13 protein-coding genes are annotated in these 17,963 nt (G+C 45.8%); all 13 read right to left on the bottom strand.

The window, feature by feature from the left end:
* Window positions 1-92: 92 nt before the first annotated feature.
* The 13 genes from BO18_RS10575 to rfbB all read right to left on the bottom strand — a co-directional run bounded on the left by BO18_RS10575 (window position 93) and on the right by rfbB (window position 17,956).
* On the bottom strand, window positions 93-1,502 hold the full coding sequence (locus BO18_RS10575) for an undecaprenyl-phosphate glucose phosphotransferase (RefSeq protein ID WP_034446069.1): 1,410 nt from the start codon (window positions 1,500-1,502) through the stop codon (window positions 93-95).
* A 42-nt stretch (window positions 1,503-1,544) separates the two neighbouring features.
* Window positions 1,545-2,510: a glycosyltransferase family 2 protein gene (locus BO18_RS10570; protein ID WP_034446067.1), complete on the bottom strand. Its 966-nt coding sequence runs from the start codon at window positions 2,508-2,510 to the stop codon at window positions 1,545-1,547.
* Between the two features lie 5 nt (window positions 2,511-2,515).
* Window positions 2,516-3,946 carry a glycosyltransferase family 2 protein gene (locus BO18_RS32665; protein WP_051688651.1) on the bottom strand — a complete coding sequence of 477 codons (1,431 nt, stop codon included), beginning with the start codon at window positions 3,944-3,946 and terminating at the stop codon, window positions 2,516-2,518.
* 8 nt (window positions 3,947-3,954) lie between these two features.
* Complete coding sequence (locus tag BO18_RS10560; RefSeq protein ID WP_034446064.1) at window positions 3,955-5,694, bottom strand: phospho-sugar mutase; 1,740 nt, start codon at window positions 5,692-5,694, stop codon at window positions 3,955-3,957.
* 93 nt (window positions 5,695-5,787) lie between these two features.
* A complete protein-coding gene (locus BO18_RS10555; protein ID WP_034446061.1) occupies window positions 5,788-7,884 on the bottom strand; it encodes a glycosyltransferase family 2 protein in 2,097 nt (698 codons plus the stop codon).
* 6 nt (window positions 7,885-7,890) lie between these two features.
* Entirely contained in the window at window positions 7,891-10,002 is a 2,112-nt protein-coding gene (locus BO18_RS10550; protein ID WP_034446058.1) for a glycosyltransferase, read from the bottom strand.
* A gap of 6 nt (window positions 10,003-10,008) precedes the next feature.
* Window positions 10,009-12,174, bottom strand: coding sequence for a class I SAM-dependent methyltransferase (locus tag BO18_RS33960; RefSeq protein ID WP_066738228.1), 2,166 nt, complete (start codon window positions 12,172-12,174; stop codon window positions 10,009-10,011).
* A 5-nt stretch (window positions 12,175-12,179) separates the two neighbouring features.
* Window positions 12,180-13,592: an ABC transporter ATP-binding protein gene (locus tag BO18_RS10540; RefSeq protein ID WP_034446057.1), complete on the bottom strand. Its 1,413-nt coding sequence runs from the start codon at window positions 13,590-13,592 to the stop codon at window positions 12,180-12,182.
* Between the two features lie 205 nt (window positions 13,593-13,797).
* Window positions 13,798-14,796 carry an ABC transporter permease gene (locus tag BO18_RS10535; protein ID WP_242856551.1) on the bottom strand — a complete coding sequence of 333 codons (999 nt, stop codon included), beginning with the start codon at window positions 14,794-14,796 and terminating at the stop codon, window positions 13,798-13,800.
* A complete protein-coding gene (gene rfbC, locus BO18_RS10530) occupies window positions 14,796-15,341 on the bottom strand; it encodes a dTDP-4-dehydrorhamnose 3,5-epimerase (RefSeq protein ID WP_034446055.1) in 546 nt (181 codons plus the stop codon). Before rfbC ends, BO18_RS10535 begins: the two co-directional genes overlap by 1 nt.
* Before the next feature lie 27 nt (window positions 15,342-15,368).
* Window positions 15,369-15,875, bottom strand: coding sequence for a hypothetical protein (locus BO18_RS10525; protein WP_034446053.1), 507 nt, complete (start codon window positions 15,873-15,875; stop codon window positions 15,369-15,371).
* A gap of 107 nt (window positions 15,876-15,982) precedes the next feature.
* Window positions 15,983-16,852: a glucose-1-phosphate thymidylyltransferase RfbA gene (rfbA, locus tag BO18_RS10520; protein ID WP_034446051.1), complete on the bottom strand. Its 870-nt coding sequence runs from the start codon at window positions 16,850-16,852 to the stop codon at window positions 15,983-15,985.
* An 18-nt stretch (window positions 16,853-16,870) separates the two neighbouring features.
* Window positions 16,871-17,956, bottom strand: coding sequence for a dTDP-glucose 4,6-dehydratase (rfbB, locus tag BO18_RS10515; protein WP_034446048.1), 1,086 nt, complete (start codon window positions 17,954-17,956; stop codon window positions 16,871-16,873).
* Between the last annotated feature and the right edge of the window lie 7 nt (window positions 17,957-17,963).

Here is a 17,963-nt window from a genome sequence, read left to right as displayed (position 1 = left end):
TTCATAAATGCAGAAAACCACCAATACATTTTGCCACATTTAACAGGAATATACAACCCCATGAAAAAACGCACGCCAATGCAGCATTTGCACTAGTATGCGTTCTTATTAACAAAGCCATGTCGGATGGTTCCAAGAAGAATCTTGAAATCAAAAGCCATAGACCAGTTTTCGATATAGTAAATATCGTAGTCGATTCTTTTCCTAATAGAAGTATCGCCTCTATAGCCATTAATCTGCGCCCAGCCGGTAAGTCCGGGACGAACCTGATGCTTGACCATGTATCTGGGGATCTGCTCTTTAAACTTCTCAACAAACTGAGGTCTCTCGGGTCTTGGTCCCACCAGTGACATCTGTCCCACAAAAATATTGAAAAACTGTGGCATCTCGTCGATACTGGTTTTCCGAAGGAAGGCGCCAACCCTCGTGACTCTTGGATCACCCTTCGTGGTCCAGCCTTTCTTTTCCTCGGCCTCAGTCTGGACCTTCATGGTCCTGAACTTGTACATCATAAAGGGCACGCCGTTAAGCCCCACTCGCTCCTGCTTGTAAATAACAGGGCCTTCACTGGTTAGCTTTATAAGGATGGCTGAAACCAGCATTGTAGGCGAAAACAGGATGATAGCCAGAAGTGATCCGATAATATCCACCAGCCTCTTTGCCAGCTTGTTAAAGGAATTGGTCAGGGGCACGTACCTGATGTTGATAACAGGTATTCCCTGAACATCCTCTGTGTATGGTGCACTTGGGAAAAGAGATGAGTAATCCGGAATGAACTTGGTGTGGATGCCGGATTTCTCGCACTGGGCAACCAATACCTCCAGCCTGTCGTAATCGTCCAGAGGAAGGGTAATGGTGATCTCGTCGTAACTGTTTTCTTCAATGTAATTAGCCAGCTCGTCTATCTTGCCAACGACCTTTACACCGTGATAGCTGGTGCCAATGGGCACGAAGTCATCCAAAACTCCCGCCACTATGTAACCCCACTGTGGATTGTCCAAAATCCTGCTAATATAGGCCTCTGCAGCTCTGGAATATCCAACCAGAAGAATATGCTTGATGTTATAGCCCTTCTTTCTGATGTAACGGAGGAACTTCCTGAGCATCCAGTGGGCAAATGTGGTCAACGTAACATTCAGTCCAAAGAATATACCGATCATGGAACGAGAGAAATAGGGCTGATTGATCATATACAAAACAACCAGGAACCCGATGACCCCCATGACATTGGCCTGAACAATATCCACGAACTCATCCCAGAGTCTCAGCGCCCTTCTTGAGGTGTAGAGCTGGACCATGTAGTAGAGCATCAGGTAGCAGGGAATCAGAAAATAAAGCGCAGAAAAATAAACCGGCATTGGAAGACGTCCGACCACCGGTCTCTTATCAGCAAAAATCGATTCAAATTTAAGATAATAGGACAATGAATAGGAACCAGCCACCAAAAGCCCGTCCACAATAACATGAGCCCTATTAAGATGTACCTGATTATCTTTTATCATACCTGAATACCATTATAGTGTAATTCACTCCCAAGGGCAAACCTATATGCTTAAGGCCCTCCTGGCCAGGTTGACCCACAGCTCGATCTGGAGCCTTATAGCATTTATAAACTCTGTCTTTCCAAACTTCACCCTCTTATCAGCATTCTTTGCGATCTTTTCAAAGCCCTTCATAAGCCCACGAATATGGGCCTTCCCCAAATGGTGCTTTACGTAAAAGACATGCTTGATGATGATTCCCAAAAGAATCAGTGGAAAATTTATGAAAATCTGGAAAGCCGGCATATTCTTGTAGATCAGATAGATATTGTTCCCCGCTGTAAGCTCCACCTTAAAATCGTTGTATCTTGAGCCACTGGATCCGCTTCCCACATGGTACACGATGGCTGTTGGTTCCATAACATTGGCAAAGCCGTGAAGCCTTGCTCTGTACCCAAGGTCCACGTCCTCAAGGTAGCAGAAGTGCTCCTCGTCGAAATATCCAACCTTGTCAAAATACTCTTTCCTATAAATAGCAGCTCCGGCACAGGCGCTGGTCATAGACTCTCTTTTCACAAACTGCCTGTTGTCCTTATCCTTCCCCGGAGAAAAGGCCCAACCAAGAGCGCAGTAAAGGTCCCCACAATCATCGATATCATGAGGTCTTTCCATTTTCAGCATCTTAGCCTGGGCGGAAAAGAGACGCTTTTTGTTCTCCATTACGCTCACAAGGCTCTCCAGTGCTTTCTCGTCGCACATGGTGTCATTGTTCAGCAAAAAGACATATTCACTGTCTGCAGCCTTTATCCCCACATTCGCTGCATTGGCAAACCCGGTGTTCTCCGAAAGCTCAATGAGCTTCACCGAAGGATATCTGTTTTTGATATATTCCTGGCTTCCGTCTGTGGAGCCATCGTCCACAATGATGACCTTAAACTCCTGAAAGGTCTGTTTGCGGAGGCTTTTCAGGCAGTCATCGAGATATTTTCTGCCATTATAATTTGGAATTACAACTGTAAGAAGTTCCATGTAAATTATATCCTCTTAATAACCTGGGGATCCCAGATGATCCTGTAACCACGTTTTCTTATCTCACTTCCAAGGCGAAGACTAAGTGCCACCATCTCCTCCTTATCAAGCCCCTCAAAGGGATCCTGGACCGAAGCTGCTTCCGTGGCAGCCATAGCCCTCTTTGCATACTCAAAGCTATCCTGATACCTGACTCCGGTTACTTCTTCATAGAGAGGGATCAGCTCATTACGAACCGCCATGCACCTGATATCAACAGCGTATGCATCCTGCTGCAGGACTGCCCTGTGCTGAAGTCCCCCGGAAAACCCTTCAGGAAGCTTTTCATAGGCAAGGGTTCCGTTTTTGCGATACATTCCGCCGCAGATCCTGTTTCTTTTATCTAAGAGCTTGCCTCCAACGCAGCCCACGTCTCTCCTTTGGGAAAAGACATCCGGGTCATAGGTAAGCCTGTAAAAGCCCACATGAGGCATTTCTGAAGCGGTAGCCTTGATACCGTAATTGTCCATAAGGCTCTGAAGAGCTCTTTTCCCAGCTTCATAGGCATAGGTCTTGCTGGCAGGATTTGCAGCAGTTGAGCCCTGATGACACCTCCAGTGATAAAGAACCTTGTCGATATGCACAATCTGTCCTGAAGCCTGAGGCATGAAAAGAGCTGTCTCTGCGCAGGCGCGCAAAAACAGATCAAAGTCCTGAGCTCCGTCATATTCACCGCGAAGCTTAAGTCTCTTTATGATATCTGCCCTAAGCATGGTGAAATGGCAGATGTAATTGTTGGACATGAGATAGTCCATATTGAATGGGGGCTTTTGATGGTACTCATAGTACCTGCCCTTCTTGTCGTCAAATTTATCTTCGTCGGAGTAGATAAGGCGAATAGGGCAGTCGGAAAACCTTGCCAGCTTCCCCTTACGCATACTCTCCCTGATAACTCTTGAACACTCGTAAAGCGCATCAGGAGTCAATACATCGTCGTGATCCAAAAGACCTATGTAGTCTCCCGTGGCTTTTCTGATACCAGCGTTGGTGTTGTCGGAAATTCCCTTGTTCTCATCAAGATGAATATACCTGATCCTTGGGTCATCCTTATCATACTGCATGGCCAGATCTAACGGCATCTCAGAGGCATCCGCCAGCACCAGCTCCCAGTTTCCGTAGGTCTGGTTTATCACAGATTCTATCATTTCCCGAAGGTACTTATCAGGAGTGTTGTACAAGGGAACCACAATGCTGAAGTGTACCGTGTTATCACTTTCAGCCAGCTTCTTGTATTCCTGTCGCTGCTCTTTTAACACAGCTTCAGACAGTGGTGCATAGGTGTATTTCCTATCCTTACGACCATCTGAAAGTCGTTCAAGGGCAGCAAAAAATGCGGCCCTTGAACCATTGCGTTTATAATATGCAATTGTCTTTCGGACCGCATTTATTATTCCCATATCTATCCTTACTGAATAACAGCCTTTACAGCATCTGTTAATTCATCCTGGAGCTTAGCAGCATCTTCAAGATTCTTGCCCTTTACGCCCATGTAGAACTTAATCTTAGGCTCTGTACCTGAAGGTCTTGCGCAGCACCATGCGTCATTATCCAGTGCAAAGTACAGTACGTTTGATGTAGGAAGTCCTGTGGTTCCTTCTGCACCTGAAGCCATATCCAGGGTCTTGCCGGTTTTATAATCTCTGAACTCTTCTACCTTCCACTGTCCGAACTCCTTAGGAGGATTCTTCCTAAGCTTATCCATAAGAGCTGCGATCTGTTCAGCACCTTCCTTACCCTTCATGGTGATGGAGTACTGGCCTTCCTTGAAATATCCGTACTTCTCATAGGTATCGATCATTGCATCCCATACGGTCTTGCCCTGCTTCTTGTAGAAAGCAGCAAGCTCACAGAGCATCATAACTGCTACTACCGCATCCTTATCTCTTGCATGGGTTCCAGCAAGGCATCCATAAGACTCCTCAAGACCGAATACATAGTTGTTGCTGTTTCCGTTCTGCTCGAAGAGCTTGATCTGCTCGCCGATGTACTTAAAGCCTGTAAGAACCTCGATGTACTTAAGACCATAAGACTCAGCTACAGCCTTTGCCATGTTGGTGGTAACGATAGTTGTAACAAAAGCAGGGTTTGCAGGCATTGTGCCTGTTGCCTGACGTTCTCTCAAAATATAATCACCGATGAGCATACCGGACATGTTACCTGTGAATGCAACATACTCGCCGGTCTTGCTGTCCTTAGCGTAGATACCAAGACGGTCTGCATCCGGATCGGTTGCAAGTACGATATCGGCATCTTTTTCTTTTGCCAGCTTAAGAGCAAGCTCGAAGGCCTTAGGATCCTCAGGGTTAGGATATTCAAGTGTGGTGAAATCAGGATCTGGAAGTTCCTGCTCAGGTACTACAAAGACGTTCTTGAAGCCAAGCTCCTTAAGAACACGTCTTACAGGAAGGTTACCTGTTCCATGAAATGGTGTGTAAACGATGGTGAACTTGTCAGCCATCTCGTCAATAACATCCTGATGGATGATCTGCTTCTTCAGCTCAACCATGTACTTGTCATCAATCTCTTCACCAAAGGAAACATAAAGCCCCTTTGAAATTGCCTCATCCTTAGACATTGTAAGAACATCGTGATAATCAGTGATGGCAACAACTTCATCGATAATTCCTGTATCGTGAGGTGGTGTAACCTGGGCGCCATCCTCCCAGTAAACCTTATATCCGTTATATTCAGGTGGATTATGAGATGCTGTGACCATTACGCCTGCGATGCATCCAAACTCCCTGAGGGCAAATGAAAGCTCAGGTGTAGGACGGAGAATATCGCTGACATATGCTTTGATACCGTTAGCTGCAAGGCATAGTGCTGTCTCATCAGCAAATTCAGGTGAGAATCTTCTGCAGTCAAAAGAGATTGCAACACCTCTTTTCGCTGCATCTGGTCCGCCATGCTTCTTGATATAGTTTGCAAGCCCCTGAGTAGCCTTACGAACAGTGTACTTGTTCATTCTGTTGGTTCCTGCTCCGATAACTCCGCGAAGTCCGCCGGTACCAAACTCAAGCTCTCTATAGAAACGGTCTTCAACCTCTGCCTCATCATTTCTGATGGAAAGAAGCTCTTTCTTGGTCTCCTCATCAAAGTAATCGTCATTCAGCCAGTACTCCAGCTGCTTTGTAGCTTCACTCATTCTCTTTCCTCCTGTACTAATATCGTTTAAATTAGTCCCTTCAACATAAAAGTATACCACAATAATGGTACTAATTCCGCAGGGTTATTGATTTTACTGGTCCCTAAGGCTTGAATAGCCTTCTACATTAAGACTGAAGTCGCTGCGATCAAGGGAGAAGTTCGGGTTATAGTATGGATCTCCCTTATCAAGAACTTCCTTCCACTTTGTGCGGAAGTGCTCTGATTCTTTCTCATATCTGGCTGCGTTCTTGCCCTCAAGGTCAAGACCACGGGACAAGGACTCGTAGTGATAAAGCTCAGCAAATGGTGTAAAGACGTTAAGATAGCCTTTTTCTCTGAGTTTAAGGCAGAAGTCCACATCGTTAAGGCTCACCTGGAAGGTCTCATCAAAACCGCCGACTTCGTCATACTTAGCCCTCGAAACCATAAGACATGCACCTGTTACAGCGCTTACGTCCTGAGCATAGCAAAGACGTCCCATGTATCCAAGGTTCATTCCAGCCTGACCGTAATGTGAATGTCCGGCTGTCCTATGGGCGCCAAGCTTAAGTACCACACCTGCATGCTGGATCTTTCTGTCAGGGAAATAGAGCTTTGCTCCAACTGCGCCAACGTCCTCACGCTGAGCATACATCAAAAGCTCCTCCATCCAGTTTACGGTGATTACCTGGGTGTCATTGTTAAGAAGGATGATGTATTCTCCGGTGGACTGGGCTACGCCGTAGTTTACAACTGCTGAGTAGTTAAAAGAGCCATCGGCTGATTGGTGGTCGCCAGATGTAGCAATCTGCCCTGCTGCCTTGGCTGCCGTGTAATCCACAACCTTCACTATATCCTTAAGGGATCCTGTCCTGAGCTCCTCGTAGTAGCCCCTGATCTCGCTGCCCTTGGAATTATTCTCAACAACGATTATTTCGTAGTTGTCATAAACCGATTTCTCATATATTGAATCAATACATCTCTTAAGATCCTGTGCATGCTCACAGTTAGGGATCACAATGGAAATCTTAGGTGTTCCCTGAACCTCGTAGGTGATCTTAAAGATTGTCTCAAAAGCTCTTGTACTGGTGATCTTGAAGTGATCATAGCCGTGACGGCGAAGGTGATCTGCAACTGCGCCCTTGGCTGCATCGATGGCATAGGGCTTTGCGCTGATGTCTGATGCAACTGACCCGGCGTGACTTCTCCAGTAGTAAAGAAGCTTGGGCACGTGAACAATGTGCTCTGCCTTATCCGTAAGCCTGAGGATCATGTCATGGTCCTGGCTTCCGTCAAACTTTGTCCTGAAGAGCTCTGTGCCCTCCAAGAGAGTTCGCTTGAAAACGCTGAAATGACAGATATAATTGTTAGCTCTAAGATTATCTATAGCGTAATCCGGCTTGAAGTGCATGGTTATCATCTTGTTGATGTCGTCGCCCTTAAAGGTGGTCTCATCACAGTAGATGTAATCTGCATTCTCCTCGTTGATGGCTTTTACATACCAGTACAGTACTTCCGGGTGAAGGATATCATCATGATCGAAAAGACCTATGTACTCTCCCTCAGCCAGCTCCAGGCAATGATTGGTATTGCCTGCAATTCCCTCGTTTCTTTCCAGCTTCTGGTACTTGATCCTGCAGCCCATATCTCCGGTCTCAGAGGCATTCATCCTGGCTCTCTTATCAGCTTGATACTCTCTTACAATAGACTTAACCTCGCCCACGTGCTGATCGTCTGAACCATCAGCAAGGCACAGTTGCCAATTGCTGTAGGTCTGATCAAGCACAGATTCGATCATATCTCGAAGAAATCTTTCAGGAGTGTTGTACAAAGGTACTAAGATTGATATCAGCGGCATCTTCTCAAATACAGTACTCTCCTGTTCCTTCCTTGTCTCCTCAGAAGGGAAGCTCTCAGTACCATAATGGGTCATAGCCTTCTTCTCAATCTGCTTGTACTTAACCTTGGCAATAACTCCCTTAAGTGACCCCTGATTCCTAAGCCTGTCCCTCTGCCTGATCACCCAGTGCATGGTGTTACGGGCAGGAGTTGAAGCCTTCCAGATAGGGTTATTCTTGATCCTGTTGAGTTTGAACTCTAATTCCTGGTTCTTGTCTTCAAGCTCAGCAATACGTCCGGCAAGATCAGCAGTCTTCAGCTTCTCTCTTTCATATGCAGCTTTGTAGTCTAACTCTTTATTATCTGCCATAAAATTTCACTTTCTCACTCTTAAAATATTCGGTACCCAATTGATAAGTTTGAGGCGACTTGTCTTGTCGATTGCCATCATTCCGATCTGGTAGTAGCCCGGCGGCAAAAGACCTTTCTCAATACGAAGCTTGTAGCCCGTAAGATCCACGTTCACCTGATCTCCCAGCCTCACTCTGATGTCAGGGCGATACCAAACGTAAGGTGTAAAACTGTAGACCTTTGGTCCCACAGGTCCTGCCCCGTCCTCGTAACGCTCTACAAGGCGCAGCAACAATCTCTTTTCAAAAATAGCATTGTCTGACCCAATAACAAAACTGTAGCCCTTAAGGAAATAACCTTCCTCATTGCCCTCAGCTGTTACGCCATAAAGCCAGTTGTCCATCGTGCCATTGTACTCGCAGCCAACTCTCAAACACTGGTCCTCACGGGCACCGCGAATGCCCTTCTCGTGAATGGTCACAGATGCATAAGGCAAGTCCTCAACAGGAGTGTAATCCTCCTTGGGGATGATGGCTGAAATGGTCTCATCCTCTGTAAGATGTGGGCTGTAGAAAGGGTCCACATTATATAAATGGGCATGCCTAGTCATAAGAGTGTCACCCTCATGGGCAAGCCTTTCCATCTTCTTAGGGTCCAGGTTATCAAGGCCACGGGTCAGAGACTCGTGATGATACAGATAAATGTGATTGCAGCACACATTATAGTAGCCCTTCTCGTGGAAAAGATAGCACAGATCCACATCATTAAAGGCTACTGCCAGTTCCTCGGGGAAGCCTCCAATATCAAGGAACTTTTTCCTGCTGACTAAAAGGCACGCTGCTGTGGAGCCAATCGTGTTATGGATTCCACGGTTATATCCAAAGTAGTGGTTCTTGTTGTCGTGCATCTTCTGAAGCTTGTGCACAGGCCCCCTGCGAACATTGGCAATTCCCGCGTGCTGGATAAGATCTGTCTCAGGATAAATGAGCTTTGCTCCAACAACACCCACGTGTTTGAGCTGGGCCTGTGACAACATCTCCCTAAGCCACCCCTCCTTAACGCACTCGATGTCATCATTCATGAAAAGAAGGTACTCACCGTTTGAGCTCTTAACTCCCTGGTTACACATGGCCGAGAAGTTGAAATCCTGGGTCTTGTAAATATAGTTGATCTTGGTAAGACCGTTTTTCCTTGGTGCACGAGAGGCATAAACGCCGTACTTAACACGGTTTGCCGCCGTTGAACCATTATCAATAACGACGATATCATACTTGATATTGTCATCGGTTGTAGTCTCAATTATTGAATTAAGGCACTGCTGAAGTATCTCAGGATGGTCCTTGGATGGAATAATGATACTGACAGTTGCCGGGGCCAGGAGCATATGCTTTGAGGAATGGAAGCTCCTGCCGTAGAATACGTCCTGCTCAGGATTCCTGTGGAACAGCACTTCCCTTATGTGACCAATTGGGAACTCGAGACCGGTTCTTTTGCCGAAAGCATGCTCATGTATTGCCAGCATACAGAACAGTACATCTGCAGACAAAAGAGATGCCTCCAGCCCTGTCTGTTCAACCGAGCCCTTCTTGTGAGCCGTTCCGCCCAGCATTCTTACTGCGTTATCATATTCGCTTTGAGATTCATGCATGGTCTTAGCCCTGCATGCGAAAAAACTGCCTATATAAAAGGCATTAAGATATGAATCAGGTGACCAGTCGGGTTTGAAATATGGGTGGATGTACTTTCCTCCCTTTGAAACCTCGTCCTCGTCGCCATAAACTACGTTGTGTTCCGGGTGGGCAATGAAATACTGTTTGACCACTTCTGCAGCCTTTTTAACAAGCTTGCCCTTAGGGCTTACAAAGAGATAGACAGTGTTTTCGTCCTTCTTTATGTCCTGAGCTTCCCACACCTCCCCGTAGGGAAAAACCTTAACGACAGGCTCTGGGAGCTTGTGGGGAATCATCTCCCCATTCTCATCAGGCTCGTACTGGACAGGCGCCTCAGCAGGGATAACAGGCTCTTTTTCCTGAGCATGCTGCCACTTGTCATAGGCAGAAGACTTCACTGCAAGCTGCTTGTTGTATTTAGTTATTCTGGTCTTTGTCAGTGCCCCTTTAACTACGCCTTTCAGCATATCCCCTTAATCCCACTCCTCGTCTTTATAGAAGCGCTCCTCGCGTTTTTCCTTGATCTTTCTCCCAATTTTACCAAGGATGTTTTTACCCTTTTGAGGTGTCTCTTTTTCCTCCACATGAACTGACTCCACGATGGCATCTGCCGAATTCTTGGGGATCAGTGTGGTTAAAAGAGAAAGCTCCAAATGGTTACGTTCCTGAACACTCAGGTTATTATCGGAAAGCCCAAACTCAATGTTAGGGTCCTCGGTATTGAAAACAAAGGTGTCGTCAGAGATCCACTCTCCATTCACCGGATGGATGTCTATGTTGCAGGAAGACTCAGCAATAGGTTTACCATTCCAGGTAGCATCAAGTATTGTGACGATACATGGAGCAAAAGCCGGATCAACTCTGACTGTCCTGCATTCCTTAGAAACCTTGATATCAAGGTCTATCTCATTTTTATCGTTGTAGCTCTCCTCCGGGAAGATCGACTCATCCTCAGAGTAGCCATCACCGTTGTCCATATAGATCTGAACACAGTCATCGGGGCGGGCAGCTGTGGCTGTGGCCTGGAGCTCTTTTGGCACTATCACCTTCCTGCCGATGCCCTTCCAGATCTCTACCATGGATCTGCGATTTCCGGTGACATATTTCTGGAAGGCATACTCCTCATCAAGGAGCACCTTCATCTCTTTATCTGTAAGGCCAAGCCTTGCATAAACCGGCTTGGGATCAAATCTTTCACGCTTGCGATCCTCAAGACGATAGCAGTAAAGCGCTCTCCAGACCTGTTCCTTGGCTGGAATGCACTTACCGTAGGTCCATTCATAATCTATTATAGTCCAAATAGGCCCGTTGACCATAATATTTGAAAAGATAAGGTCGTAGTCGGAAACCGGATAATCCGGCTTGTAGCCTATTCTCTTGATGTACTCATTCAAAAGGGCATTGAAGCCATCCATGTCATCCTTATCGATGCACTCGTCCATAAGTGAAGCCAACGGAACTCCATTGACAAAGGAAAACATTGCACAGCCTTCCTTCTCATTTATCTGGCAGTCATTGATCTCAAGGTCTCCGCCCCTGAACTTCTCCTGAAGTCCAAGATACGCATCACGGATGCTGAAAACATGCTCTCTTGCTGCCTCTGTAAGAGGGAATTTCTTGATGACCTTTCGTCCGGCCCTGTCAATTGCTATGTCGGTTCTTATCTTGAACTCATCCACCCTGTCGTTTGAATACTTGGAGTAGATGGTATCAAATCCAGGCCCCAATATTACCTCAAAGGAGTTGGCAAACTCAGGATACATGCCCTCCTTCACCAGATCCTCATAGGCGTGCTTCTCATTGAAAAGAACCATCCTGTCCCTGTCAAAGTTTCTGACATTGTCCTGAAGCTCTCCAAACTTTGGAAGATATGCGTCAGAATGCAAAAGAGTCATCAGCTTGTAGTCAGGATATGGATAGTAGAAATGGTACTCATTCATGCCACATTTCTTGAAGATGTTGATGAGGCCGTTTCTTGAAAAAGTCTTGGCAACGCTGTCAGGGGAGTAACCTTCAATGCCTGTAAAATAGCTTCCCAGGTGATCCTCTGCGCAGCCGGCAAAATACTTAAGTCCCAGACGGTTCTCAATGGCAATGACAATTCTTCCACCCTTTTTAAGGTGTCTTCCAAGCATGCGAAGAAACCTTTCGTAGGGGCTGTCTGTTCCGATGTAGCCCTGTCCATACTCGAATACACCGATCAGGAAAATGTAGTCAAAGTCCTTAGGAAGGTCAGGCTCGATATCCCTGAAATTGCCCACATGAATAGTGACATTGTCGCACTCTGAGTTACGTGTGGCATTGATCTCAGAACGTCTCCTTGAAAGGTCGCAGGCAACAACAGTCTTTGCCTTCTTAGCCAGCATTCCGGTGATGGCACCACATCCTGAACCCACTTCCAGAACCTTTGCCTTGGGGTCCATTGGGATCCACTCAACAATATTGGCTCTCTGGTCTGAGAGATGGTACAGGATCGGCCAGCTGTTTCGCTCCTCGATAACCTTCTGGTAGTCCTCTTTTTTATAGTTTTTTACAATATCAAGAAGGTCGTTCTCTATAGCGCCATCGCTGTAGAGATCAACCCCTGAGTAATGTTTGAAGTTAAGGCTTACGCCCCCAATCTTTATTTCCTCGTTCATTCGGTTCACTTCCCATCAACCACTGTGCATTTTGACTCCATGTCGTAGTAGCCAACCGTGTTCTTATCTGATACTACAGTCACATTTAGCGCATCGTAAAGCCTGTGGTAAACTGTAAAGTCGTTCTGCTCGAAGCCTGTTACCCCAAAACTTAACAGATACTCCCCTCCCTGAAGCGTCATCTTCTGGGTAAAAGAAATATCTTTTATATCTCCTGCCCTCACCGGATCCAGGAAGGCCTTCTCCACCATGGAGTTGGTTCCGGTGATCTCTATTCCCATAATGTTCTTAAAGGTGAAAGCAAAAATAGGAGCTGCTACATCCCTGTCAAAGCGCACCTTCATATGAACTGTAAATTCTGTGCCTTTGATGATGGAATTAGAGCGAGTTCCCTTATTATCCGTAACAAAAAAGTCTACGATGGAAGCTGCACCATCGCCATACTCAAGGGTGTCAGGATTTGTGGCAGCTGCATCATCAGCTGACTTTGCACCGTCGCCAGATTTTCCTGAAGCGCTTTCCTTGGAATTATCTTCGTTGGCCGTCTTTGCTGCCTTGTCCTTTTCAGAATCAGCTCTTTTGCCACTCTTCTTACCATCGCCGTCTGCAGCATCAGCAGCAGCCTTGCGGATTTCCTCGTCATCAAGAAGATTCTCACCCTCACCTTTTGGAAGAGGATACTGACCAACAAGAACCTGCTTGTAAATGTCAATCATCTTCTTTGGTGTGCCCTCTCCAAGGAGTACACCCTGGTTCAGAAGAACAGCCCTGTCGCAGTACTTGCTGATAGAAGAAAGGTCATGGGAAACAAAGAGGATAGTCTTTCCCTGCTTCTTGAATTCCTCAAACTTGTGATAGCACTTTGCCTGGAAGAATACGTCTCCTACGGAAAGAGCCTCATCGACGATAAGGATCTCCGGGTCAATATTGATTGCAACGGCAAAGGCCAGGCGGACAAACATACCGCTGGAATAGGTCTTTACCGGTTGATAAACATATTCGCCAATATCTGCAAACTCAAGGATTGAGTCAAGACGCTTTGTGATCTCTTCCTCGGAAAAGCCGATCATCATACCGTTTAAGTAAATGTTGTCGATTCCGTTATACTCCATGTTGAAGCCGGCACCCAATTCAAGAAGCGCAGAAATGTGGCCATCCACGTTGACCTCTCCCTCTGTAGGGGAAAGAACTCCTGTAATGATCTTCAGAATGGTGGATTTTCCGGAGCCGTTAGTTCCGATGATACCCACGGTCTCACCCTTTTTAACAGAGAGGGACACGTTGTTCAGAGCACGGTGCTCCTTAAAGCTGTTCTTCCGCGCCAAGCCCAGAGAATCCTTGAGACGGTCCATGGGTTTGTCGTACAATCTATAAATTTTCGTGAGGTTCTTCACCTCAATGGCAGTGTTGTTGTCCATGATTTTCCTTTGTGTATATACCCCGCCTCTGGCACAAATAACTGTCCACCGCCGCTCAGGGCGCTAAGCGCTCCACAAAGCCCAGAGAAGTCGTGTTCCCGTGCAATGGCACGAAAACATTCCTTGGTCTTTGCTCCACAGCGCCTAAGAATCGCGGCTTGTGCACACTTATTTGTGCCAGAGGCTCATTCATATAATAAAAGAATCAAAGCACATCAGCGAAGTGGGTCTTACTTCTCTTGAATACGAGAGCACCAAAGCAGAAGGCCGCCACAACAAACAACCAGAAATAGGTTGATGAATAGAAATGTTCGAAGAACCATGTATCTCCAAAGATTGCATTTCTGTAGCCTTCTACTATGTAAGTCATAGGATTAAGCTTAATGATCCACTTATATTTGTCTGGAACTATGTGAATATCCCATAAAATCGGAGTTGCCCACTGGAAAAGCTGCAAGCAAATACTGATAATCTGTAAAAGATCTCTAAAAAATACTGTTATCGAACAAGTGGCGTAGCTCAATGACAGCACAAGGATAAATTCACATCCCACATAATAAATAATCTGTAGCCAATAAACATTGGGATAATAACCATAGATGCAAGCTATCAACATCAAAACGCCAATGAAAAACACGTGAATGAACATTGCTGCTATTATCTTAATAATTGGCAGAATACTGATCTTAAAAAGGACCTTCTTTACCAGGTAGTTGTATTCCAATAAAGAAGTAGTGCCATTAGTCAGAGCCTCAGTAAAGAAAAACCAAGGTACCAGGCCTGATGTGAGAAACAGCACGTAGGGCACTTCTATGCCCCCAGCAACAGCCTGAGACCTTGCCTGAAATATCACGTCGAAGACAATATAGTACATAACAACAGTGACCACCGGCTGAGCCAGTGCCCACACTATACCCATGTATGAACCTGCATATCTCTTTTTGAAATCATTGATAGCAAGACGCTTAATGAGCTTCCTGGAATTGAAAAGTTCTACAGGAAGCACCATAAGTCTGTCATACCAGAAGAAAACTAAAATACAGCTGACACCAATAAGAATACAGCCACAGGTCTTTTTCAAAAACTCGGTATGCTGGTCTGCCAGGGGGTTATTATGAAATACCAAAAGAAGCGCCAGTATGAGCGCCAAACAATAGAAAATACCCAAGCCCAATGCCTTGGGAAATTTCTCTGACCTGCTCATCAAAACTCCTTGATTCCTCCCCATTTTGTATCCCTGTCAGAAAGGTTAAGGGTTACGCCCTCCGGAATAGGCCAATCTACGCCGATATCAGGGTCATTCCACAAAAGGCCTCCCTCATCTTCAGGATGATAAAAGTCTGAACATTTGTAAGCAAATTCTGCGTAATCTGAAATAACTAAAAAACCATGGGCAAAGCCCTTTGGAATAAAGAACTGCTTCTTGTTCTCAGCAGAAAGAAGAACGCCATGCCACTTTCCAAAAGTCTTAGATCCCTTTCTAAGATCAACTGCCACATCAAATACTTCACCGTTTATGCAGCGTACAAGCTTATCCTGTGGATGTGTCTTCTGAAAATGAAGGCCACGAAGTACTCCCTTGCTGCTGGCTGACTGGTTGTCCTGAACGAACTCCACGTCTATGCCTGCTTCTACAAAATCGTTCTTGTTGTATGTCTCCATGAAATAGCCTCTGGCATCACCAAAAACCTTAGGGGTGATAACCTTAAGTCCTTCAATTTCACATGTTTCTACTGTAATCTGTCCCATTTCTAAAAACTACTCCTTTAAAAATATTTATGGCGTTCCAACCTGAGTTCCTGTCACAGTCTGTCCCGCCGGAATATACTGTCCAAAGCCGCCTGCCGGAGCTTCCGGAAGACTTGTAAGATACCCTGAAGTATCTGCAGTCGCCTCGGGGTTAGGATTAAAGAGCTCTCCAACTACAGCCATTCCTGTTCCGTCACGCTCTGAGCTTTCCTCAGCTGATGCATCCTGATCAGTATCCTCGCTCTTTTCGGTTGTGGTCTTCTTTCTTACAACCACTGAAGGCACCTTTTCTGTCTCATCAAAAAAGTCTTCATCCAAAAGAAAACCATGCAGATTGTCACCAATCTGGTCCCCATAGATTACCTCTTCGCTGCTCTCCTCAACTGAAGCTTCAACAGAAGAAGTCTCTTTTGCCTGTTCACGACCTAAAAGGCTGTTGATCTTATCTGCATTAGTCGCATATATGATCACAAGCACCAGGATAAAGGCGCTTATGATGGTAAGTAATGCCATTCTGAAAACTTTTGCGTCCATTTCCACCTTCCCGTCCAGTTTCACAAGGTAGTTCTGCTCTCACGCTTCGCGTTCGCCAGAACGACCATGCTCACTAGGCTCAACAATACTTCGTCAAGTGATCATGGTCACAGCCCATTAGCAACTTCTACTAAATACTTACCGTAGTCGGTCTTCATAAGAGGCTCAGCAAGCTTAAGAAGCTGATCCTTATCTATAAAGCCACGCTTATAGGCGATTTCCTCGATGCAGGAAATGTACAGTCCCTGTCTCTTCTGGAAAGCGCAGACAAAGTCAGATGCATCCAAAAGCGAGTCGTGATTACCTGTATCAAGCCATGCGAAGCCTCTGCCCATGGTCTCGACTCTGAGCTCTCCGCGGTTTAAATATTCATTATTGATGCTGGTGATCTCAATCTCGCCCCTTGGTGAAGGCTTAACATTTGCTGCGATCTCAACAACCTTGTTGTCGTAGAAATATAGTCCCGGAACTGCGTAGTTACTCTTTGGATGCTCAGGCTTTTCCTCAATACTGATTGCTTTGCCGTTCTCATCAAACTCAACAACACCGTAAGCTCTTGGATCACGAACATAGTAACCAAAGATTGTTGCACCACTCTCACGGGAAGCAACCTCTCTAAGAAGCTTAGAAAAGCTCTGGCCGTAAAAGATATTGTCGCCAAGGACCAGGGCAACCGAATCAGATCCAATAAAGTCTGCACCAATGATGAAGGCATCTGCCAGTCCTCTTGGCTGCTCCTGAACTGCGTATTTAAAGGTCATGCCCAGCTGACTTCCATCTCCGAAGAGTTCCTCAAACATTGGAAGATCACGGGGTGTTGAAATGATCAAAACATCTCTTATCCCTGCCAGCATAAGTGTTGACAAAGGATAATAGATCATAGGCTTGTCATAAACAGGCATCATCTGCTTGGACATTGCCCTTGTAAGCGGATAAAGACGGGTTCCTGAACCACCTGCTAAGATAATTCCCTTCATGGATTAATCTCCTTTTAATTACCTGTTACTGTACATGCGATCATAGTATTTTTCGTAATCACCGCTGGTTACGTGTTCCATCCACTCCTGGTTATCGAAGTACCACTTGATGGTCTTTCTGATACCCTCTGCGAACATTGTCTCAGGCTCCCAGCCGATCTCAGCCTTGATCTTGTCAGGTGCAATGGCATAACGGCGATCGTGTCCCTTTCTGTCTGTAACGTACTTGATCAAATCGTATGTAAGATGAGCCTTCCTTGGATCTGAGTCATCGAGCTCCTCGCGAAGGACATCGATAATTGTCTTAACAATCTCAATATTCTGCTTCTCGTTGTGTCCACCAACGTTATAAGTCTCGAAAAGTCTGCCTTTTTCCTGAACCATGTCAATAGCCTTTGCGTGGTCCTCAACATAGAGCCAGTCGCGGACGTTCTTACCGTCTCCGTAAACCGGAAGGTCTTTTCCTGCAAGAGCATTGTGAATAATTAGAGGAATGAGCTTCTCAGGGAACTGGTAAGGTCCGTAGTTGTTTGAACAGTTGGTGATGTTGGCAGGGAACTTATAGGTGTCCATGTATGCCTTCACCAGCATGTCTGAGCTGGCCTTACTTGCAGAGTATGGGCTGTGAGGATCGTAAGGCGTTGTCTCGTAGAAATACGCATTAGGATCGTCATCCAAGCTACCATAAACCTCGTCAGTACTTACGTGCAGGAACTTCTTGCCCTCTTTAAAAGAGCCATCAGGAAGCTCCCATGCCTTCTTGGCTGCGTTCAGCATTGTTGCAGTTCCAAGAACGTTGGTCTGCACAAAGACCTCAGGATTTACGATTGATCTATCCACGTGGCTTTCAGCCGCAAAATGTACAACTCTGTCGATATCATTCTCCTCAAAGATCTTGTTGATAGCATCGCGATCACAGATATCAGCCTTCACAAAGGTGTAATTGTCGCGGCCCTCAACATCCTTGAGGTTCTCAAGGTTTCCTGCATAAGTAAGCACATCCACGTTGATGATGCGGATGTCATTGTCATATTTCTTAAACATATAGTTGATGTAGTTGGATCCGATAAATCCAGCTCCACCTGTTACGAGGTATGTTCTCATAGTCTTT

Source organism: Butyrivibrio sp. AE2032, from assembly GCF_000702965.1.
The sequence above is the reverse complement of the archived record's forward strand: the minus strand, read 5'-3'. Positions and strand labels throughout refer to the sequence as shown.

What these genes read in the sequence shown, in the direction of transcription:
- BO18_RS33960 (WP_066738228.1), bottom strand. Translation starts at nt 12,174, where the DNA reads ATGAACGAGGAAATAAAGATTGGGGGCGTAAGCCTTAACTTCAAACAT.
- rfbB (WP_034446048.1), bottom strand. Translation starts at nt 17,956, where the DNA reads ATGAGAACATACCTCGTAACAGGTGGAGCTGGATTTATCGGATCCAAC.
- BO18_RS10560 (WP_034446064.1), bottom strand. Translation starts at nt 5,694, where the DNA reads ATGAGTGAAGCTACAAAGCAGCTGGAGTACTGGCTGAATGACGATTAC.
- BO18_RS10555 (WP_034446061.1), bottom strand. Translation starts at nt 7,884, where the DNA reads ATGGCAGATAATAAAGAGTTAGACTACAAAGCTGCATATGAAAGAGAG.
- BO18_RS10540 (WP_034446057.1), bottom strand. Translation starts at nt 13,592, where the DNA reads ATGGACAACAACACTGCCATTGAGGTGAAGAACCTCACGAAAATTTAT.
- rfbA (WP_034446051.1), bottom strand. Translation starts at nt 16,852, where the DNA reads ATGAAGGGAATTATCTTAGCAGGTGGTTCAGGAACCCGTCTTTATCCG.
- BO18_RS10570 (WP_034446067.1), bottom strand. Translation starts at nt 2,510, where the DNA reads ATGGAACTTCTTACAGTTGTAATTCCAAATTATAATGGCAGAAAATAT.
- BO18_RS10575 (WP_034446069.1), bottom strand. Translation starts at nt 1,502, where the DNA reads ATGATAAAAGATAATCAGGTACATCTTAATAGGGCTCATGTTATTGTG.
- rfbC (WP_034446055.1), bottom strand. Translation starts at nt 15,341, where the DNA reads ATGGGACAGATTACAGTAGAAACATGTGAAATTGAAGGACTTAAGGTT.
- BO18_RS32665 (WP_051688651.1), bottom strand. Translation starts at nt 3,946, where the DNA reads ATGGGAATAATAAATGCGGTCCGAAAGACAATTGCATATTATAAACGC.
- BO18_RS10535 (WP_242856551.1), bottom strand. Translation starts at nt 14,796, where the DNA reads ATGAGCAGGTCAGAGAAATTTCCCAAGGCATTGGGCTTGGGTATTTTC.
- BO18_RS10525 (WP_034446053.1), bottom strand. Translation starts at nt 15,875, where the DNA reads ATGGACGCAAAAGTTTTCAGAATGGCATTACTTACCATCATAAGCGCC.
- BO18_RS10550 (WP_034446058.1), bottom strand. Translation starts at nt 10,002, where the DNA reads ATGCTGAAAGGCGTAGTTAAAGGGGCACTGACAAAGACCAGAATAACT.